At 66.9% G+C, this 17,540-nt stretch carries 15 protein-coding genes; 8 read left to right on the top strand and 7 right to left on the bottom strand.

All coding sequences use genetic code 11. The features are described 5' to 3' along the window. Positions 1–130 precede the first annotated feature (130 nt). Positions 131–1,210, bottom strand: coding sequence for a DUF190 domain-containing protein (locus BN4348_RS55530; protein WP_066917187.1), 1,080 nt, complete (start codon positions 1,208–1,210; stop codon positions 131–133). 320 nt (positions 1,211–1,530) lie between these two features. Between BN4348_RS55530 and BN4348_RS55535 the strand changes: the two genes are divergently transcribed. Next, a complete protein-coding gene (locus BN4348_RS55535) occupies positions 1,531–3,456 on the top strand; it encodes a pyruvate kinase (RefSeq protein WP_084454627.1) in 1,926 nt (641 codons plus the stop codon). Here the strand turns inward: BN4348_RS55535 and BN4348_RS55540 are convergent. Further along, positions 3,388–3,981, bottom strand: a complete 594-nt coding sequence (locus BN4348_RS55540) for a TetR/AcrR family transcriptional regulator (protein ID WP_066917188.1) — start codon at positions 3,979–3,981, stop codon at positions 3,388–3,390. The genes BN4348_RS55535 and BN4348_RS55540 overlap by 69 nt on opposite strands. Positions 3,982–4,125: 144 nt before the next feature. On the opposite strand from BN4348_RS55540, the gene BN4348_RS55545 reads away from it, so the two are divergent. From BN4348_RS55545 to BN4348_RS55555, 3 genes are read left to right on the top strand one after another with little or no spacing between them, the layout of a single operon-like run. Further along, positions 4,126–6,348, top strand: a complete 2,223-nt coding sequence (locus BN4348_RS55545) for an acyl-CoA dehydrogenase (RefSeq protein ID WP_066917189.1) — start codon at positions 4,126–4,128, stop codon at positions 6,346–6,348. Positions 6,349–6,357: 9 nt separating this feature from the next. Further along, a complete protein-coding gene (locus BN4348_RS55550) occupies positions 6,358–7,566 on the top strand; it encodes a thiolase family protein (RefSeq protein ID WP_066917190.1) in 1,209 nt (402 codons plus the stop codon). A 3-nt stretch (positions 7,567–7,569) separates the two neighbouring features. After that, positions 7,570–7,986: a Zn-ribbon domain-containing OB-fold protein gene (locus BN4348_RS55555; protein ID WP_066917191.1), complete on the top strand. Its 417-nt coding sequence runs from the start codon at positions 7,570–7,572 to the stop codon at positions 7,984–7,986. Between the two features lie 15 nt (positions 7,987–8,001). On the opposite strand, the gene BN4348_RS55560 is transcribed toward BN4348_RS55555, so the two are convergent. Genes BN4348_RS55560 through BN4348_RS55570 form a run of 3 tightly spaced genes read right to left on the bottom strand, consistent with a single transcriptional unit; the run spans position 8,002 to position 11,343 of the window. Then, a complete protein-coding gene (locus tag BN4348_RS55560; RefSeq protein ID WP_084454629.1) occupies positions 8,002–8,997 on the bottom strand; it encodes a peptidoglycan-binding domain-containing protein in 996 nt (331 codons plus the stop codon). 45 nt (positions 8,998–9,042) lie between these two features. Next, entirely contained in the window at positions 9,043–10,563 is a 1,521-nt protein-coding gene (locus BN4348_RS61925; protein ID WP_235852826.1) for a glycoside hydrolase family 25 domain-containing protein, read from the bottom strand. Positions 10,564–10,617: 54 nt separating this feature from the next. Continuing rightward, positions 10,618–11,343 carry a hypothetical protein gene (locus BN4348_RS55570; protein ID WP_066917192.1) on the bottom strand — a complete coding sequence of 242 codons (726 nt, stop codon included), beginning with the start codon at positions 11,341–11,343 and terminating at the stop codon, positions 10,618–10,620. 210 nt (positions 11,344–11,553) lie between these two features. On the opposite strand from BN4348_RS55570, the gene BN4348_RS55575 reads away from it, so the two are divergent. Next, positions 11,554–12,624, top strand: a complete 1,071-nt coding sequence (locus tag BN4348_RS55575; RefSeq protein ID WP_066917193.1) for a hypothetical protein — start codon at positions 11,554–11,556, stop codon at positions 12,622–12,624. Here BN4348_RS55575 and BN4348_RS55580 read toward each other — a convergent pair. Together BN4348_RS55580 and BN4348_RS55585 are read right to left on the bottom strand one after the other, a co-directional pair. Further along, positions 12,594–13,766, bottom strand: coding sequence for a sulfotransferase family protein (locus tag BN4348_RS55580; protein ID WP_066917194.1), 1,173 nt, complete (start codon positions 13,764–13,766; stop codon positions 12,594–12,596). The genes BN4348_RS55575 and BN4348_RS55580 overlap by 31 nt on opposite strands. After that, positions 13,763–14,866 carry a DUF1214 domain-containing protein gene (locus BN4348_RS55585; protein ID WP_066917195.1) on the bottom strand — a complete coding sequence of 368 codons (1,104 nt, stop codon included), beginning with the start codon at positions 14,864–14,866 and terminating at the stop codon, positions 13,763–13,765. Before BN4348_RS55585 ends, BN4348_RS55580 begins: the two co-directional genes overlap by 4 nt. 17 nt (positions 14,867–14,883) lie before the next feature. Here BN4348_RS55585 and BN4348_RS55590 point away from each other — a divergent pair, with 17 nt between their 5' ends. From BN4348_RS55590 to BN4348_RS55600, 3 genes are all read left to right on the top strand, one after another. Beyond that, positions 14,884–15,501, top strand: coding sequence for a TetR family transcriptional regulator (locus BN4348_RS55590; protein ID WP_066917196.1), 618 nt, complete (start codon positions 14,884–14,886; stop codon positions 15,499–15,501). A 187-nt stretch (positions 15,502–15,688) separates the two neighbouring features. Then, the gene (locus BN4348_RS55595) at positions 15,689–17,038 is read left to right on the top strand and encodes an amidohydrolase family protein (RefSeq protein ID WP_066917197.1); all 1,350 of its coding nucleotides are present in this window, start codon (positions 15,689–15,691) and stop codon (positions 17,036–17,038) included. Positions 17,039–17,040: 2 nt separating this feature from the next. After that, positions 17,041–17,540, top strand: a 500-nt coding sequence (locus tag BN4348_RS55600) for a CoA transferase (protein ID WP_211145826.1), incomplete at its 3' end; no start/stop codon positions are given.

A 17,540-nucleotide genomic window follows, 5' to 3' on the forward strand; every position in this document is an offset into this window, starting at 1 on the left:
ATGGCTCATCGCAACGACTTTGAAGCCCGAGCTGTTGTCCGATGCCAATCCCGATCCTTGTTTCGGACGCGTTAAGCGTCGGCTACGCGCATCGAAATGCACTCCACCACGGCGTTTCCAGTCGATCGCGCTAATAGCGATGGTTGGCCATGGGGGGTCTGCCCTGGCCGTTATCGCCTTCGTCCGACACCAAGGCGGGCACCATCTCGCTCGTGACCAGTCCCTCGTCCTGAGTGAGTTCGTCGATCACGTCGAAGCATTCGGCGATGTTGTCCGGGGTGTCGACGATGACGGTGACGACGGGGACGTCTCGGCTGAGAGTAAGAAGCTTGTCACCGTGCGGTTGGTGGTCGCCGTGGAAGCCCCAGATGCCGCGTATAACGGTCGCGCCGTCGGGCACCTTCCGTTTTCGAAGCTGCTGGAGCAGGCCGCGATGAATCGGCGCACGGTTGTGATGCGCGGACTCCGAGGTGTAGATCATCAACTTCTGCCACATCGGTAGGCCGTGTTCGTCGAATCCCGGCAGGGCGTGCGGCCGTTCCAGGAGTTCCCCATCGCGCTTGCACACGCGCACCCGTTCGACCGTGATCATCGGTCGCCGCAGCAGCCCGCCGAGTTCGGGCAGTACCCGGGCGATCCGCTCGCCGGACCCGACGGCAACGACCATCATGGGGACGTCGGGGTTGCGGCCAAAAAAGCGCGCTCGTTGCCTTTGCGCGTGAGCGGTACCGTCGACGCCGAGGAATACCGACGCGCCGGCAAGTTGTCGCCGATACATCAGGTCGCAAATGGCGACGTAGGCCGGCACCCCGTAAACGCGCTCCTTGCGTCCTACGTAAACGGTCAGCTTGACGGCCTCGTTCACGTTATCGGGAAGCTCCAGCGGCCCGATGCCGTCGCGCAGCAGACGCGCGCGCTCGAGGGTGAGCAGCCCTCGCTGTTTGACGGCAAGCACCGGGTCGAGTACGGCCTCGATGGCCTCCCTGGTGTCCACGGCCACGACCACCACGGGGGGGTCCTCCGACAGCGTCAACGACTCGTCGGTCCGGAAGTGGCGCCCCGTTCCGAAGCCGCCGATGCCGCGCAGCACGATGCTGCTCGCGATGCGGTGTTGTTCAAACAGGCCGAGCAGCACGTCGGAGACGATGCCGTCGCGGGTGCGTCGCCGCTCGGCCAAATAGACGCTGAGCTTCAGGCAATCTTCGTCCACGGCCGCCCCTCAAGCGTCGGCGGCGTAACCCGCCTTTGCTGAAGATTTCTGTCACGTTGCGAAAAGCTTACCCGCAACCAAAGACCGGCGAGCCCGGCGCCCTTCGTGGCTGACGGGCGGCGCGGCAGCGGCCGTCGGAGTCGATTCCCTCGGCGCCATGGCGCCGCCGCGGATTGGGGACCAATTCCTCTCCCCGCGGCGCAGCGACCACGACTAAGTTGGTGTCTGCCTTGATGATTCGCATCGAGGACCGTTACATAGACGTTAACGCCAAATGGCCGTAAGGCTTCGAACGAGGAGTCGCCGTGCCCAGTGAGCGCATGCCCGACGGATTGCGCGGCGCCCCGCCCGGCCCACGGCCGTCGCTCGAGACCGACAGCGCGCGGCCATTGGTTGGCTTGCTCGGGCGGGTAAGCGGCCTGCTGACCCGATTGTCGGATGCCGAGCTCGCGTGGGCGGAGTGGCTATCCGCCGTCGCGCCCGAGCATCGGACAAGCGCGCGAAACCTGGTGCACTACTGGGCGATTCGGCAACTCGATTTGAGGGAGCTCCAGACCGGCCTCGCGGCGTTCGGGCTTTCGTCGTTGGGCCGCAGCGAAGCACACGTGCAGGCGACGCTTTTGGCCGTTCGCTCGGCGATCGCCGCCATCGTGGACGGAACCTGGCAGCCACCCCCACCCTCGGCCGTGCCCATCGAACAGGGGCCAGAGATTCTGCGCCGTCACACGCTGGAGCTGCTGGGCCCGCAACTACCGCATCGTTTGACCCGCATCATGGTCACGCTGCCGTCGTCGGCCGCGACCGATGCCGACCTGGTCCGCGGCTTGGTGCGCCGCGGCATGAACATCGCGCGGATCAACTGCGCGCACGACGACCCACGGGCATGGCGTGCGATGGCGCACCACGTTCGCGACGCGGCGGCACGCGCCGGTGGAACATGCCTGGTGGCAATGGATCTGGCCGGGCCAAAGCTGCGGACCGGGCCGCTGGAACCGGGACCCCGCGTCGTCAAACTCAGTCCGCAACGAAACACCCTCGGTCAGGTCGTCAGCCCGGCGCGCGCATGGCTGACGTCCACCGAGGACCCGATGCCTCCGCCGGAGGCCGGCATGGCGGTGGTTACGGTGCCGCGGCCATGGCTGACCAGCCGCGCGAGCGGGGATGTACTGGTTTTGCGGGACGCCCGCGGATCCAGGCGCCGCCTGGTGCTCAATGCGGTCGACGAGCCTGCCTGGGGCGGCTTCGTGATGACCGCGCCCAAGACGACCTACCTGCAAACAGGAACGGCGCTGCGCGCCGACGGCGGCGGGGAGCCGACCGAAGTCGGCCCGCTCCCGGAGACGGAACAGAGCTTGATGTTGCGCGCCGGGGACCTCTTGCAGCTGACCCGCGACTGTTCCCCGGCCCCGGTCGACGGTCGTCCAACCATTCCGCGGATCGGTTGTACCCTGCCCGAGGCATTCGATCACGCCCAGCCGGGCGATGCGGTCCACTTCGACGACGGCAGGATCGGCGGGCGGGTGCTAACGGTCGACCGCGACGTCCTCACCGTGCGCATCGATCACCCGGAGCAAGGCGAAGCCCGCCTGAAGGCGGGCAAGGGCGTCAACATGCCCGACACCGATTTGCCGATCTCGGCGGTCACCGACCGAGACGTCGCCGACCTCTCCGCCGTGGTCGAACTGGCGGATCTGGTCGATATGTCATTCGTCCGCACCCCGGGCGATGTCGAGCGGCTGCTGGTTGAGCTCGACCGGCTCGGTGGTGACCACCTGGGCGTCGTGCTCAAGATCGAAACACGACGCGCCTTCGAACACCTGCCACAGCTGCTGCTGACCGCGATGCGCCGGCCGCGGGTCGGGGTGATGATCGCCCGGGGCGATCTTGCCGTCGAGTGCGGCTACGAGCGGATGGCCGAGCTACAGGAGGAAATTCTGTGGCTCTGCGAGGCCGCCCACCTGCCGGTGATCTGGGCGACGCAGGTGCTGGAGCAACTCGCGAAGACCGGACTCCCGTCGCGTGCCGAGATCAGCGACGCGGCGATGAGCGAGCGGGCCGAGTGCGTGATGCTGAACAAGGGCCCCTACCTCGACGAGGCGGTAACCGTGCTCGACAACATCATGCGGCGCATGGCGGAGCACTACTACAAGAAGAACGCGTTGTTGCGTCCGCTGCGCTCATGGTCGGCTGCGCGGCCCGAGGGCGTCGACGATGATCCGGGTGGTGCGTTCCGCCCGGCGTCGTGAATATTGTTGCGGCTCAGACAGTATCGGATACACCACGCCGCCCACGATGGCGTCCGCCGCCGACTCCGCGGCCGCCGGATCGACCCCGTCGGCGACGAGCCGAGCCCGAACGCTGTCGTGCAGCGGCGCGCTGAACCCGGCGCGCAGCCTGGCGGCGGTGTCCTCGTGCTCCATGCCGGCGACGGTCAAGATCCGCAGCATCGCCATGCCCCGCGCCGTCGTCAGGCTCGCGACGAGCCTGCCCACCCACCGCACCAGGTCGGCGGACACGTCATCGGTGTGGTCGACCGACGCCAGGATCTTGTCGGCGTCCTCGAGCATGACGTCGGCGACGAGGGCGGGACGGCTGGGCCACCAGCGATAGATGGTCTGCTTTCCCACCCCGGCCCGGGCGGCGACCGCCTCGATGGTCAGCCCGTCGAACCCGCGCTCGAGCAGCAGCTCACGGGTGGCCGTGACGATTGCCGTACGCGACTTTTCGCTGCGGCGCCGCGGCGGGCTCACCCGGGTGAGATCGCTTGGCATGTGGAGATCCTCACTGCTGCATCAGCCCGCTTTACATATCCCGACTACCCCCGGTAGTCTGCCACAAGACGAGACGGTTCGTCTTGTAAAGAAAGGGCAGCGGTCTTCGATGGCGTGTCGTCTCAGCCGCGTGGGCTCGCCACCATGACGCTAGGACTGAGCCCCGAGCAGCAGGCCCTCAGCGACGCCGTCGTCCAGTTCGCCACCCGGCACGCCCCGATCGCCGAGACCCGTGACAGTTTCGACGCACTTGCGTCGGGACGACTCCCGGCATGGTGGGACGCCCTGGCCGCCAGTGGCTTTCACGCGGTGCACCTGCCGGAGCGCCTCGGTGGGCAAGGTGGACGGCTGATCGACGCGGCATGTGTACTCGAATCCGCGGGCAAGACGTTGCTGCCCGGCCCTTTGCTGCCCACCGTGACGGCGGGAGCCGTTGCGCTGCTGGCCGATCCGACGCCAACCGCCGAATCACTGCTGCGTGACCTCGCATCCGGGTCACCCGCGGCGGTCGTCCTTCCCGAGGGCGCCGACTTCCGTGCGCGGGCCGACGGCCAGGGATGGCTGCTCAGTGGCGAGTCGGAGGTCACCGCGGGCGTGTGTTCGGCGCGGGTGATCCTGGTGGCAGCCCGAACCGGGGACGGCGACCTCGTGTGGGTCTTGGTCGACACCGAAAAGCCGATGGCGGCAATCGAATCCGTACACGGAACCGACCTGGTCACCGATGTCGGCATCCTGCGGCTGCACGACTACCGGCCCGAGGCGCCGGCGCTGACCGGGATCGACGCCGACCGCGCGCAGTGCGTCGCCGTGGGACTGGTGGCCGGCATGACGGCCGGGATCGCGCAGTGGTGCGTCGAAGCCGTCACGGCGCACCTACGCACGCGGGAACAGTTCGGCAGGGTGATCGGGACCTTCCAGGCGCTGCAGCACAACGCGGCGATGCTCTTGGTCAACAGTGAGTTGGCGAGCGCGGCGGCCTGGGATGCGATGCGCGCCGCCGACGAGCCGCCCGACCAGCACCGTCTCGCGGCGGCCGGGGCTGCGGTGATCGCGGTCTCGCCGATCCCGGATCTGGTCCTCGATGTCCTGACGATGCTCGGCGCCATCGGTTTCACCTGGGAACACGACGTGCATCTCTACTGGCGGCGGGCCATCAGCCTGGCCGGATCGATCGGTCCGGCCAATCGCTGGGCCCGGCGGCTGGGCGAACTGACCCGCACCCGGCAACGCGATATGTCGGTCAATCTGGGCGACGCCGAGTCGGACTTCCGCTCCTGGGTCTCCGAGACGCTGGATGCGGCAATGCAGTTGCGCAACGACACACCGGCTCCGCACGGCGATTACCCCGACCAGGCCTCCGGGCCGCAGCGCACGTTGATCGCCGGCGCCGGTCTGATGGCGCCGCACTGGCCGGCGCCGTGGGGCGTCGATGCGGGCCCGCTCAAACAGCTCATCATCGACGAGGAGTTCGCCAAACGGCCCGGGCTGGTTCGGCCGTCGCTCAACATCGCCGAGTGGATCCTTCCCTCGGTGCTGGCCGCCGCACCAAAAGAGTTGCAGGAAAGGTTGATTCCGCCGACCCAACGTGGCGATATTCATTGGTGCCAGCTGTTCAGTGAGCCGGGTGCCGGCTCGGACCTCGCGTCGCTGGCCACCAGGGCGACCAAGGTCGACGGCGGCTGGCGGATTAACGGCCACAAGATCTGGACGTCGTTGGCGCAGTATGCCGACCTGGGCGCGCTGCTGGCGCGCACCGATCCCGAAGCCAGCAAGCACCGCGGCATCGGTTACTTCATCGTCGATATGAAATCCCCCGGCATCGAAATCCAGCCCATCAAGACGGCGACCGGTCAGGCGCACTTCAACGAGGTGTTTCTCAACGACGTCTTTGTCCCCGACGAGATGCTGCTGGGCGGTCCCACCGACGGCTGGAGCCTCGCGATCGCCACGATGGCCGAAGAGCGCTCGGCCATCAGTGGATACGTCAAGTTCGACAGGGCCGTCGCGCTACGCCGGCTGGCCGCACAGCCCGGGCCGGATCGTGAAGACGCGCTGCGCGAGCTCGGCGAACTCGACGCCTACACCAACGCCATCCGGGCGCTCGGCGTGCGGGAAACCATCCGGCTGCTCGACGGCCAGGCGTCCGGCCCGGCGTCGAGCATCGCCAAGGTCGCGATGAACGTGTTGCTGCGCCGTACTTTCGAGGCCACGCTGCAGTTGACCGGCCAGGTGGCGATGGTCGATGACGCCGACGCCGCGGTCGTGGAACCCTACCTGCATCTCCCGGCCGAGCTGATCGGCGGCGGAACGAGGGAGATCCAGCTGAACATCATCGCGCAGATGATCCTCGGGCTGCCGCGGAAATAAGGACACAGCATGGGATTACGTGGAGAGGCCGCGATCGTCGGATACGTCGAGCTGCCGCCGGAACGAATGACCAAGGCGTCGCCCGCCCCGTTCGCCATCGAACAATGGGCGGAACTCGGTGCCGCCGCACTGGGCGACGCGGGACTGCCGTTCGAGGTCGTCGACGGCATCGTGGCCTCGCACCTGGCCGAGTCGGAGATTTTCGTGCCCTCGACCATCGCCGAATACCTCGGCGTGGGAGCGCGATTCGCCGAACACGTCGACCTCGGCGGGGCCAGCGCCGCGGCCATGGTGTGGCGGGCCGCCGCCGCCATCGAACTCGGCATCTGCGAGGCGGTGCTGTGCGCGCTGCCCGCCCGGTACATCACCCCCATGTCTGCCAAGAAGCCCAGATCGCTGGGTGATGCGTTGTACTTCGGTTCCTCGAGCAACCAATACGGTTCTCCGCAGGCCGAGTTCGAGATCCCGTACGGCAACCTTGGCCAGAACGGCCCCTACGGTCAGGTGGCCCAGCGCTACGCGGCGGTCTACGGCTACGACGAGCGGGCCATGGCCAAGCTCGTCGTAGACACCCGAGTCAACGCCAACCACACCGACGGCGCGATCTGGAAGGACAAGCCGCTCACCATCTCCGACGTGCTGGCCAGCCCGGTGATCGCCGACCCGCTGCACATGCTCGAGATCGTCATGCCCTGCGTCGGGGGCGCGGCCGTCGTCGTGGCCAACGCCGACCTGGCGCGGCGGTCGCGCAATCGCCCGGTCTGGATCAAGGGATTCGGTGAGCATGTGCCGTTCAAGACGCCGACCTACGCCGAGGATCTGCTGCACACCCCGATCGCCGCGGCGGCCGACACCGCCTTCGCGATGACCGATCTGAGCCGTGCCGACATGGACATGGTGTCGATCTACGACTGCTACACCATCACCGTGCTGTTGTCGCTGGAGGACGCCGGTTTCTGCGAGAAGGGCAAGGGGATGGACTTCGTCGCCGAGCACGACCTGACCTTCCGCGGCGACTTCCCGCTGAACACCGCCGGTGGGCAGCTGGGGTTTGGTCAGGCCGGATTGGCGGGCGGGATGCATCACGTGTGCGATGCCACCCGCCAGATCATGGGCCGCGCCGGCGCGGCCCAAGTCGCCGATTGCAACCGCGCCTTCGTGTCCGGCAACGGCGGCATCCTGTCCGAGCAGACGACGCTGATCCTGCAGGGGGACTGAACCATGGACCTCCAGCGGCCGATGCCCGTCAAAACGCCGACCACCGCGCCATTTTGGGATGCGCTGGCGCAACACCGCATCGTCATCCAGTACTCGCCGTCGTCGCAGACCTACGTGTTCTATCCGCGGGTGCGCGCGCCGCGCACGCTAGCCGATGACCTGGAGTGGCGGCAGATATCCGGCATGGGAACGCTGTACTCGTTCACCGTGGCCCGCCGCCCCGTCGGCCCGCACTTCGCCGACGCGGTTCCGCAGCTGCTGGCCATCGTCGAATGGGATGAGGGCCCACGGTTTTCCACCGAGATGGTGAACGTCGAGCCGGAAGCCCTGCGGGTGGGGATGCGGGTGCGGCCGGTGTTCTTCGACTACCCCGAGCACGACGTCACCATGCTGCGGTACGAGCCGGCCGAACAGGGCTGACCGCGACGCTTCGGTTCAGCTACGCAGTCGATCGCGCATCCAAGCGACTCCGCCGCTGATGTCGTACGGGGAGTAGTGCGGATTGGGCTGGTCGCCCAGGAACGCCACGCCGCTCACGATGGCCTTGACAATCGCCAAGACCTCCTCGACCGGCTGCCCGAACAGGATGGCGATCTGCGCGGCGACGGAGAACGGGTTGGAGAAGAAGTCGGCGCGCGCCACGGCCTGGTACACGGCGGCCTTCACCTCACTCGATTTGTCGTCGGTGTTCTCGGCGAAGATGTCGCCCTCGCGGTACACGTCAACCCAGAAATCGGGCTTGTCCGGGCAGCCGGGCAGCCCGAACCGCCGGATCGGGTCGAGCCCATGGCTGCCGGCTTGGGTGATCCACGACCGGGCCCAGTCGGCGATGCTGTCGGCCTGGCGGCCTGGAGTACCATAGGCCAGAACGCCTTTCAGATCCGGCGTTCGCCACGCCAGCGGCTTACCGGGTGCCAGGTAGTCGAAGTAAAAGTCGCAGATGACGATGCCGCCTTGGGAGAACCCGCCCAGCGACCAGGGCGTGCCTTTCGGGAAGGGTACGAGGCTATCCATGACCTCGGAGCCGACGAGCCGGGCCAACTCGTTGACACCGCTGGCGTTGTCGAACGGAATCGGGCCGTTGTTGTAACCGATCGGCTGGTGGTGACACAGGCCTTCGGCCTCGAGTTGGCCGGCGGTGTCGGCGACCGGCCCGGCGAACATGTTCGAACTATGCCCTTCGACGGTGAACATGATGGGCCGCAGGCCCGGAGCCGGTGGCACGTATCCGACGCGGCTTGCCGTGGTGGCGTCGAATTCTCCCGATTGCGACAGGCCTAGGCGGCGCTGCATTTCCTTGACCGCGGCGACTTCGTCCTTGCCGTAGTAGCCGTCTTCCGGCGGCGCGTAGGCCCGGTACTCGCGCCTGAACCATGCCTGCCAGTATTCGATTTCCGGGCCATGGGACCCGGGTTTGTAGGGGAGCGGCATTTCGATGAATCTCCTTGAGGGTCGGTTGATTTGTGGGCGGCAGTCTCACCGCTTCTTTGCGGGGGCCTTTCGCGCCGGCGCCTTCTTGGCAGCCGCGGCCGCCCCGTTGCCGGCCGCAGGGATCACGATGCGGGGAGCCGCCTTCTTGCTGGTCGCCCGGGCAGCCTGGGTGAGCAGCACATCCAGGGCCGGCTGGTACTTGGCCAAATAGTCCACGATCGTCAGGTTGCCGAGCTGCGGCCAGCCGTGCCCGTAGCCGTCCGAGCCGACCGGCCCGGCCAGCTGCTCGTAGATGAGCCGCTGGTAGTCCGCCGGCACGCTGGGTATCACCAGCGGCGAGGGAGCCACCGGTGACGCGTCGCCCACTCCGAGCACCGAGGCTAACTGGGATGGCGACAGGCCGTCGGCACTGTTCATGTCGCAGTTGCCGAAGGGTGGCGCCCCTTCGGGCAGGCCGCCTCCGTACCCTTGGCCGTCGGTGTATTGGTGCGCGACCTTGAACACGGCCGGGTCGTTGGGATTTGAGCCGTACCCCGCGATGATCATCGGCACGTGCTCTGGCCTGGTCTGCCACATCTGGCGCATGTCGTTGAGGTTGCAATACCCGATGACGCGGCGCGCGTCGCCGAGCCACTTCGCCAGCCCGTAGTACATGCCGTTGACCGCGGCGCTTTGATCGCAGCCGGGATTGCCATCTCCGCATTCCACGTCGATCATGGCGACCATCTTGGGGTGGGGGCCGCCGTTGGCGTTGATCTGATCCTGCAAGGTCGCCAGCGTTGCCTGCCAGTCAGGACGCCAGTAGGCGTAGACGATGAAGCCCTTGAGCCTGCCGTCGTCGGCGGCTTGGCTGCACCAGCCGTAGTTCTGGGCGAAGTTGTTGTCGCGGTGTGTTCCGTCGTTGGCTCTGATGGACAGCCAGCGATAGGGCCAGTCGATGCCGTCCTGGTTATACGTGGCGTCGGTGTAGGCGTCGGTCACCGGCACCTGGTGCTCGGACACGTCGGCGAACAACGTGTCCCGCGGCTCGCCTTGGGGCGCCGGAGCGCTTCCGCTGGGCTGGTGCGGGATCGGCGTGCCGTCCTCGACGATCGGGCCGGGTACGAACCACCAGTCGTTGGCGTAGGGGTTGTCCACCGCCATCGCCTGGTCGCGCAGCACGGTGCCGTTGTCGCCGTTGGTTTCCACGCGCAGATCGCCGATCTGGCACCACATGTGGGAGTTCATTCCGCCGCCGGGCCCGTGGTGCAGGGCAATCTTGATCGCGGCGTCGGCGGGAAACACGCTGGGGTTGGCTACCTGGACGGTGTGAAACGGGCCGTCGAGCGGGTTGGCCTGGCCGCCGTGCGACGGCGCGCGCCAGCTCTCCGTGCAAAGGCCGTGGCGCGACCACTCCATCGCGGTGCCGTTGATTCCGCCGTCAAGTTCGTCAACGACGCAGCCGGAGCAGTCGGTGCCCTTCTTGCGGTCAAAGGGGTCCCAGTTGCCGCCGTAGTCGTACGGGTTACCCGCGCGGTCGATGGCGATCTGCTGCCCGAAGGAAATGGTCTTGCGTGGCACCGGCATTCGTCGGCCCTCCTTAGTCTGTGTATGTGTTATTGCGGTCGGCCGTCAGCGTTTTCAAGCGGTCGCCTGAGCGAGCATCGCGTCGGTCTGCTCGAGCCGGCGGCGGGTGCGGGCGAACTTTCCCGCCTTCATTTCCTTGCGCCAGTCGGGAAACTCGTCGCCGAATTCTTGGTGCTCGCCCCCGGCGGCCTCGAAAACGACGTAGCCGCCCTTGAGAATGCTGAACGGGGCGTGCAGCTTACCCAGCTTGTCGTATTGGGCGGTGGCCTGATTGGACAGCGGGTCGAACCATGCCGGCGTCACGAAGTTCGACACCGACACGCCGTCGACGGCGTACGTCGGGGCCTCCACCGGATCGCACACCTCGAAGCTGTAGGCCTTGCCCCGTCCGTCGTTGGACCACAGGTTGCAGTTGGGGTCGATGAACATCTCGAGCACTTCGTGTGACAGGACGCTCGAGACGCTCCAGTCCCCCTTCGTCGCCGTCCCGCCGTTGTCGAGTTCGGGCTTGGCCGCGACCACGCCCCACAGCTTCCCGCCCCGGTCCTCGGTGTGGTAGCCGAGCACGCCGTCGGGTTGGTCCTTGATGGTGTCGACGAGTACGATGCCGTGCGCCGCCGGGGGCACGTCCTTGGCGTTGGTGTAGAAGATCACCGCCGCGGCGGCCCGATCCCACAGTGGCGCAACGTCCATTCGGACTTGCTTGGCGATCGCCTGGGTCATGCCCGCGGCATCCGCGTTGGACACCAACTTCGACTGGTTGATAATCGCGATGAGCATGTCCGGCTCCTGTCGTCGTGGATGTGGCAGAGAATGTGCCACCTCCCCGCGACCCGGCGCATGAGTAGTTGACTACGTCATCGCGTATGGAAGGGAGTTCTCGTTGGCTGCTTCGCAAGCAAGTAGCCGACTACGCTACTTCGGCCTCGCCTTCGGGAGTGATACTCGACGCGATTCTCTGGCCCGACCCGTTCACCCTGGGAGGAATCCATGTCCACACCGCCGAACGCCGGCTCGACGCCGCCAGCCCCCACCTTCCGTGGCGACACGTGGAACGGCTTCCAGTCGGGACTGCCGAAGACGTGGCGGTCGACCTCGCCCTGGCGGCAAACGGTCCAACGCCGTCGCATCATGCTCCTGGACGACCTGGCCCGCCTCGAGCTGAAGAATCGTCCCGATCAGGAGCAACGCGCCTTTCTCATCAACAGCCTGCTGTCCGACGCCGGTATCGCGGCGGAATCCAACGTCGCTATCCGAAAGTGGTGGTGGGGCACCGAGATCGAGCGTGCCTGGGCGCGTCTCCATGAGGTCGAGGAGCGCACGGTCGATCTGCTGCCCGACTCGGAACTGCGCGCCCGCGGCAACGCAGCCTTGGCATATGCAAGCTTCCATCTTAAGGATGACAAGAGGCAAAAGGATCTGCAGGCGTTGCTGGCGGACCCGTCCCATATCGATACCGCGGAGCTGCGCCCGTCCATCGTCGGTGTTTTGCGCGCCGCGCACGACAACTCTGATCGCAGCAACCAAGAGGCGCGGTATCTCAGGAACCGGTTCATCCTCGCGTCCGGTGTCTGCCTCTTTTTCACCACTCTGACCTTGTTGACCCAACGGCTGTTCCGAGACGATCACTTCCTCCCCCTGCCCGACGACAGCTTCAAGGATGCGCCCTGGCAGTACCTGTTCCTGGTCATGTTCTTCGGGTCCGTCGGTGCGTTGTTCACCGCGATCCCGGCCATGTCCAAGGTGCCGCTGGGCCACAGTCCCTTCAATCTGCCGCTCCAGCAGGGCTTATTGAAACTTGTCCTCGGCCCGCTGGTCGCCGTTGTCGGGCTCTTGATCCTGGGCGCCGATGTGCTGCATGTCGGATCGTCGAACACGTTGATCGGTTGCCTGCTCCTCGCGACCATATTCGGGGCGGGCCAGCATGCCGTCACCCGCTACGTCGACCAGCGTGCCATCGAAATCCTCACGGCGGATACGGATCCCGCGAACAGCAGTTCCGCGAACAAGGATCGACGCGCCGAGTTGACTCAGCGCAACGGCTCCGTCGGCACCCCGTAGCGGTCCTGGTAGGCGCTGACGCGGTCGCGGACCTCGGCGGCATCCAGGCGGGTGTCCGACCACGTGTAACGGCTGCCCCCGCCATCCCCGGGATGGGCGGCCAGGAAATCCCGCATCTTTTGTGCGGTCTCGGGTTTCAGCTCTCGGCCCAGCTTCCGGTAGATGTCGTCGATCGTGGTCCACGGGTCGTTCATGAAATCGGTGAACAGCACGTCGATTACGCGGCCGGCGGGAATGGCGCCGGCGTCGCGCAGCGCCATTGCGCGGTCCAGGCCGACGACGATCTCCTCATAGGACTGGGCCGCGCACTCGGCGATGTCCGACTCGTCGCTGCCCATCCGCCGGAGGTGGTGGGTGAGCGCGGCGATCGACGAGATGACGTTGAGCGGATCGCGGTGGGCCTGGACGATCAACGCGTCGGGGTACTCGGCGAGCAGGTCGTCGAGGTGCCACAGGTGCGCCGGCGATTTCAGAAGCCACTGCCCGGGAACCCCGGACTGCAGGTGTTGCAGGAAGATTCGGTGAAAGCGGTAGGCGCCGGCATGGTCGGCCTCGTACAACAGCCAGCGGTAGTAGCTTGGCAGGCGGTACTGCACTGAGAAGATCATGCTGGTGAACTCGCTGGCGGTGATGCGCACGCACTCCTGCCCGACGAGGGCGCCCATCGGGTGAAACGCCAAGAAGCCGGGGATGATCTGTTCGGACATCTCGATGCTGGCCTGGGCCTGAGCGATGCGCGGATCGGTGTGATAGGTCTCCGGTTGCGGGACCGGACAGGGAGCGTCGACCTCCCAGGTCAGCGGCGCCCGCAGGTCAGGGTCCTGGGCGAGCAGGTCGTAGAGGATCGTGGTGCCGGTGCGCGGCTGGCCGACGATGAAGATCGGCGCGGTGATCGGCTTGCCGGCGATTCCGGGATGCTTTTTGCGCCAGGCGATCACGCCGAGCCGGTTCTTCAGGGCGCGGATGACGTCCAGGTAGGCGATCTCCACACCGATGGGCGAGAGCCGCGCCTCGCCGACCAGTCCGTCGGTGAGCCGCTGCAGTCCGGGCTGCCACCCGTCCGCGCCGAAGTCGTCGCTATCGGCCACCTCGCAGGCGGTGGCGATGAGTCGCTCCGGCGCGAACCGCTCGCTCAGGGTCATCGCGTTTCCGTACCTTCGCGGACTGACACGGAGACGTCGGGTGGGCCGGGGTTGTCCAGCCAGCGCACGACGATGAATCCGCGATGGCGGCCGCCGGTGTCGAGCCAATGGCCGAAGCCGAAGTCCTCCGCCGAGACTGCGATCCGCACCCGCCCGTCCGCGTCGGGCCGCACCGCGCGGTTGGTGACCGAGCTGTGCCGGCGGCGCGGCTCGAGGCACTCGTGCCAGACGCTTTCCAGCGTGACGTTCCAGTAGCGAGTGTCGGGCGGCTCGATGTCGAGCACGAGGGCTTGGCCCGGATCGAGCCGGAAGGTCCCCATCATGTACAGGTTGTCCGGCGTGGTGTCGGCGGCGCCCAGGTCGGCGGCCTCGGCGGTCAGCAGCGTATTGGGTTGTCGCAAGAGCTCGGGCTTGATAGTGCGGTGCATCGTGGTGAGTTTCATCAGCGACCACGCCATCGCGGTGAACTGATCGGCGAGCTCGTCGTCGCTCAGCGGCGCCACGGGGTCCGGGTCCAGCGCGTCGATGCGCAACGTGGCCAGGGTCTCCGCGGCGGGGTCCCCGATGTATTCGCGGACGACGACGGAGGATGCGTCGCCGGGGATCTTCACCCACCGGGCGCCGGCGAGATCGGCGGGTTCCTCCGGCGCGAGCACCAGCGCAAATTCGTCGCCGCTCAGCTGCAGCTCGGTGTCGCTGACGTAGTTCGCCATCCGGCGCGGGGTCAGGCCGGTGCCGGCCAGGACCTGAAATCCAAGGTAGGCACTGGTGCCCCGGGTGCCGGTGATCCGGTAGCACCGGTCGCCGCGAATCATCGCCAGGTAGTAGTTGCCGTCGGGATTGGGGCCGCCGATCATCCTTGTCGGAGAACACATATCGAAGAACGAGGGCCGGTCGGCGTCGGCCTCGACGGACAGTTGCGAGCACAACGACGAGACGCGCGCGATGACGCGCAACCCTTCGAGCAGTTCGCGCTCGGATTCGGCGTCCTCCATCACGACTTTGGTGACGTCGGCCACCATCTGCTGGAAGAACTGCCACGCGGCGCGCGCCTTCGGGGCGACCTCGTCGGCCGGCCCAGGCGCCACTGTCTGAGACATAGTCTTATACTTAGACTATGTCTCACCCTTTGGCAACAGCGTCCCATGGGGATGGTGAGCGAATCCCGCTGGCCGAACGGCGGCGCACCGCGACGCGTCAGCGCATCGCGGAAGCGGCGGCGCAGCTGGTCGCCGGCGTTGGTCTGGCGGGCGCGACGGTGGACCGGATCGCGGACGCGGCAGCCATCGGGCGGGCGACCTTCTTCCGCTACTTCAACTCGAAAGAGGACGCCGTGGCCGAGGGCATGAACGCCCATTGGCTGAACCGCATCACCAGCGCGCTGGCCGCCCAGCCGGCGGGACTGACCGCCACCGAGGCGGTCGTCGGCGCCTTCGGAGATCTCGCCCTCGGCTTTACCGAAATCGAGGACCAGGTCCGCGAATTGGCCGCGCTCACAAGGTCATCCGAGACGCTGGACGCCTGGACGCTGCGCATCTATGTCCGATACGAATCGGCGATCGCTGAGCTCATCGCGCCGCGGATACCTCGATTGGCGGCCCAGGATCCCAGGCCCCGGCTGATCGGCGCGCTGGCGATGGCGGCGGTGCGCATCGCCCTGGACGACTGGCTGAGCGATGGCGGATCGCTACCCGAGCGGGTGCGCCAGGGCCTGACCGCCATCGCGATCGCATAGCCCAAATGCAAGCGGACTAATAGTCGCTGACATTCGCCACGAGCGGGCGGCGGCCACCGGCCCCCGGGCCTTCCTTTCAGCCGATGATGCGGCTCTTTTCCCGTCAAGTAGTGCCGGCCGACGCCGTTGACACTGTGACCGAAACCATTGTCTACTAGTCCCTATATCGGCGGGCGAGGAGCGCGGCATGCATAAGGACGACCTGATCCTGATCAGCGTGGACGACCATATCGCCGAGCCCGCCGACATGTTCGACGCGCATGTCCCCGCCAAGTACCGCGACCTCGCGCCCCGGGTGGTCCTCGAGCCCGACGGGGTCCAGCAGTGGTACTACGGCGACGTTCGCGGGCGGAACATGGGCCTCAATGCCGTCGCCGGAAAGCCCCGCGAGATGTACAACATCGACGCCTCGCGCTACGACGAGATGCGGCCGGGCTGCTTCAACGTCGACGAGCGGGTGCGCGACATGAACGCGGGCGGGCAGCTGGCGGGCCTGAACTTTCCGAACTTCACCGGGTTTTCGGGCCAGGTCCTCAACCAGGGGCCCGACCGCGACGTCAACCTGGTGATGATCAAGGCCTACAACGACTGGCACGTCGACGAGTGGTGCGCTTCCTACCCGGGCCGGTTCATCCCCTGCGGCATCCTGCCGCTGTTCGACGTGACCGAGGCGGCAAAGGAAGTCAAGCGACTGGCCGGCAAGGGCTGCCACGCGGTGACGTTCTCGGAGAACCCGGAAGCGTTGCAAATGCCCAGCATTCACACCAAGTATTGGTATCCGCTCTTCGAGGCGGTCTGCGAGAACACGACGGTGCTGTGCACCCACGTCGGGTCGGCGTCGCGATCCCCGCAGGTGTCGAGCGACGCGCCGCCCAGCGTGCAGATGACGGCGTCGTCGATGATGAGCATGTTCACCTTCACCGAGCTGATCTGGGCCGAATTCTGGGCCGACTTCCCGCAACTGAGGTTTTCCCTCACCGAGGGTGACGTCGGCTGGATCCCGTACTTCCTGTGGCGCGCCGAGCACGTCTACAACCGGCACTCGGGCTGGACGCTCGCGAAGTTCCCGCCCGGCTACAACGGACCGGCGGACGTCTTCAGGCGACATTTCTACACCTGCTTCATCAGCGACAAGGTCGGCGTGCACAACATGGACTGGTTCAACGAGGACATGCTGTGCTGGGAGTCCGACTTCCCGCACTCCGACAGCAATTGGCCGTTCGCTCCCGAGGACGTCATGGAGACGATGGGCCATCTCGACGACTCGGTCATCAACAAGATCACCCACGAAAACGCCATGGCCGCCTACTCGTTCGATCCGTTCCGCTACATCCCGAAGGAGCGCGCCCGCGCCGGATCCCTCCGCGCGCAGGCCACCGACGTCGACGTCGTCACCCATGTCGGCCGCCGAGCCAGCCAGCGTGACCGCGACGCGTGGACCCGGATGACGCAGTTCGCCCTGCAGGCCCAAGCGGCGGCACCGGTGACGGCGGAGGCTTCCGGTATCGCGGGACGCGCCACCACCCTGGGCAACTGAGCGTGGCCGCCCGGGCACCGTTCGCCGACTGGCGGGTGCTGGAGCTCTCCAACGGCATCGCGGCCTCGTACTGCGGCAAGATGTTCGTCGACGCGGGAGCCGAAGTCGTGAAAATCGAGTCCCCGCACGGTGATTCGGTGCGGCGCTGGTCGGCCCGCCCCGGCGGACCCGCCGGGGCGCTGTTCGGCTACCTGGCCGCGGGCAAGAAGTCGGTGACCGACGACTCGCAGACCGCGGCGCTGCTGGCCGGCGCCGACCTCGTCATCACCGACCTGACCGACGGCTGGACCCTCGACGCCATCGCGGCGCACGCCGGCGCCGCGGCCGTCGTCGTGGCCGTGACCCCGTTCGGCATGACGGGTCCCTACGTCGAGGACCAGGTGGACGCCAACGAGTTCATACTGCAGGCGTTGTGCGGATCCATCGCGAGCCGCGGGTGGCCGGGTGACGAGCCGGTGCAGGCCGGCGGCCGGCTGGGCGAGTGGCTCGCGGGCACCTTCGC

It is taken from the genome of Mycobacterium interjectum, from assembly GCF_900078675.2.
In the GTDB taxonomy this organism is placed as follows: domain Bacteria; phylum Actinomycetota; class Actinomycetes; order Mycobacteriales; family Mycobacteriaceae; genus Mycobacterium; species Mycobacterium interjectum.

Excerpts from the sequence above, each read along its gene's own strand:
- BN4348_RS55535 (WP_084454627.1), top strand. The coding sequence starts at position 1,531 with ATGCCCGACGGATTGCGCGGCGCCCCGCCCGGCCCACGGCCGTCGCTC.
- BN4348_RS55540 (WP_066917188.1), bottom strand. The coding sequence starts at position 3,981 with ATGCCAAGCGATCTCACCCGGGTGAGCCCGCCGCGGCGCCGCAGCGAA.
- BN4348_RS55545 (WP_066917189.1), top strand. The coding sequence starts at position 4,126 with ATGACGCTAGGACTGAGCCCCGAGCAGCAGGCCCTCAGCGACGCCGTC.
- BN4348_RS55550 (WP_066917190.1), top strand. The coding sequence starts at position 6,358 with ATGGGATTACGTGGAGAGGCCGCGATCGTCGGATACGTCGAGCTGCCG.
- BN4348_RS55555 (WP_066917191.1), top strand. The coding sequence starts at position 7,570 with ATGGACCTCCAGCGGCCGATGCCCGTCAAAACGCCGACCACCGCGCCA.
- BN4348_RS55560 (WP_084454629.1), bottom strand. The coding sequence starts at position 8,997 with ATGCCGCTCCCCTACAAACCCGGGTCCCATGGCCCGGAAATCGAATAC.
- BN4348_RS61925 (WP_235852826.1), bottom strand. The coding sequence starts at position 10,563 with ATGCCGGTGCCACGCAAGACCATTTCCTTCGGGCAGCAGATCGCCATC.
- BN4348_RS55570 (WP_066917192.1), bottom strand. The coding sequence starts at position 11,343 with ATGCTCATCGCGATTATCAACCAGTCGAAGTTGGTGTCCAACGCGGAT.
- BN4348_RS55575 (WP_066917193.1), top strand. The coding sequence starts at position 11,554 with ATGTCCACACCGCCGAACGCCGGCTCGACGCCGCCAGCCCCCACCTTC.
- BN4348_RS55580 (WP_066917194.1), bottom strand. The coding sequence starts at position 13,766 with ATGACCCTGAGCGAGCGGTTCGCGCCGGAGCGACTCATCGCCACCGCC.
- BN4348_RS55585 (WP_066917195.1), bottom strand. The coding sequence starts at position 14,866 with ATGTCTCAGACAGTGGCGCCTGGGCCGGCCGACGAGGTCGCCCCGAAG.
- BN4348_RS55590 (WP_066917196.1), top strand. The coding sequence starts at position 14,884 with ATGTCTCACCCTTTGGCAACAGCGTCCCATGGGGATGGTGAGCGAATC.
- BN4348_RS55595 (WP_066917197.1), top strand. The coding sequence starts at position 15,689 with ATGCATAAGGACGACCTGATCCTGATCAGCGTGGACGACCATATCGCC.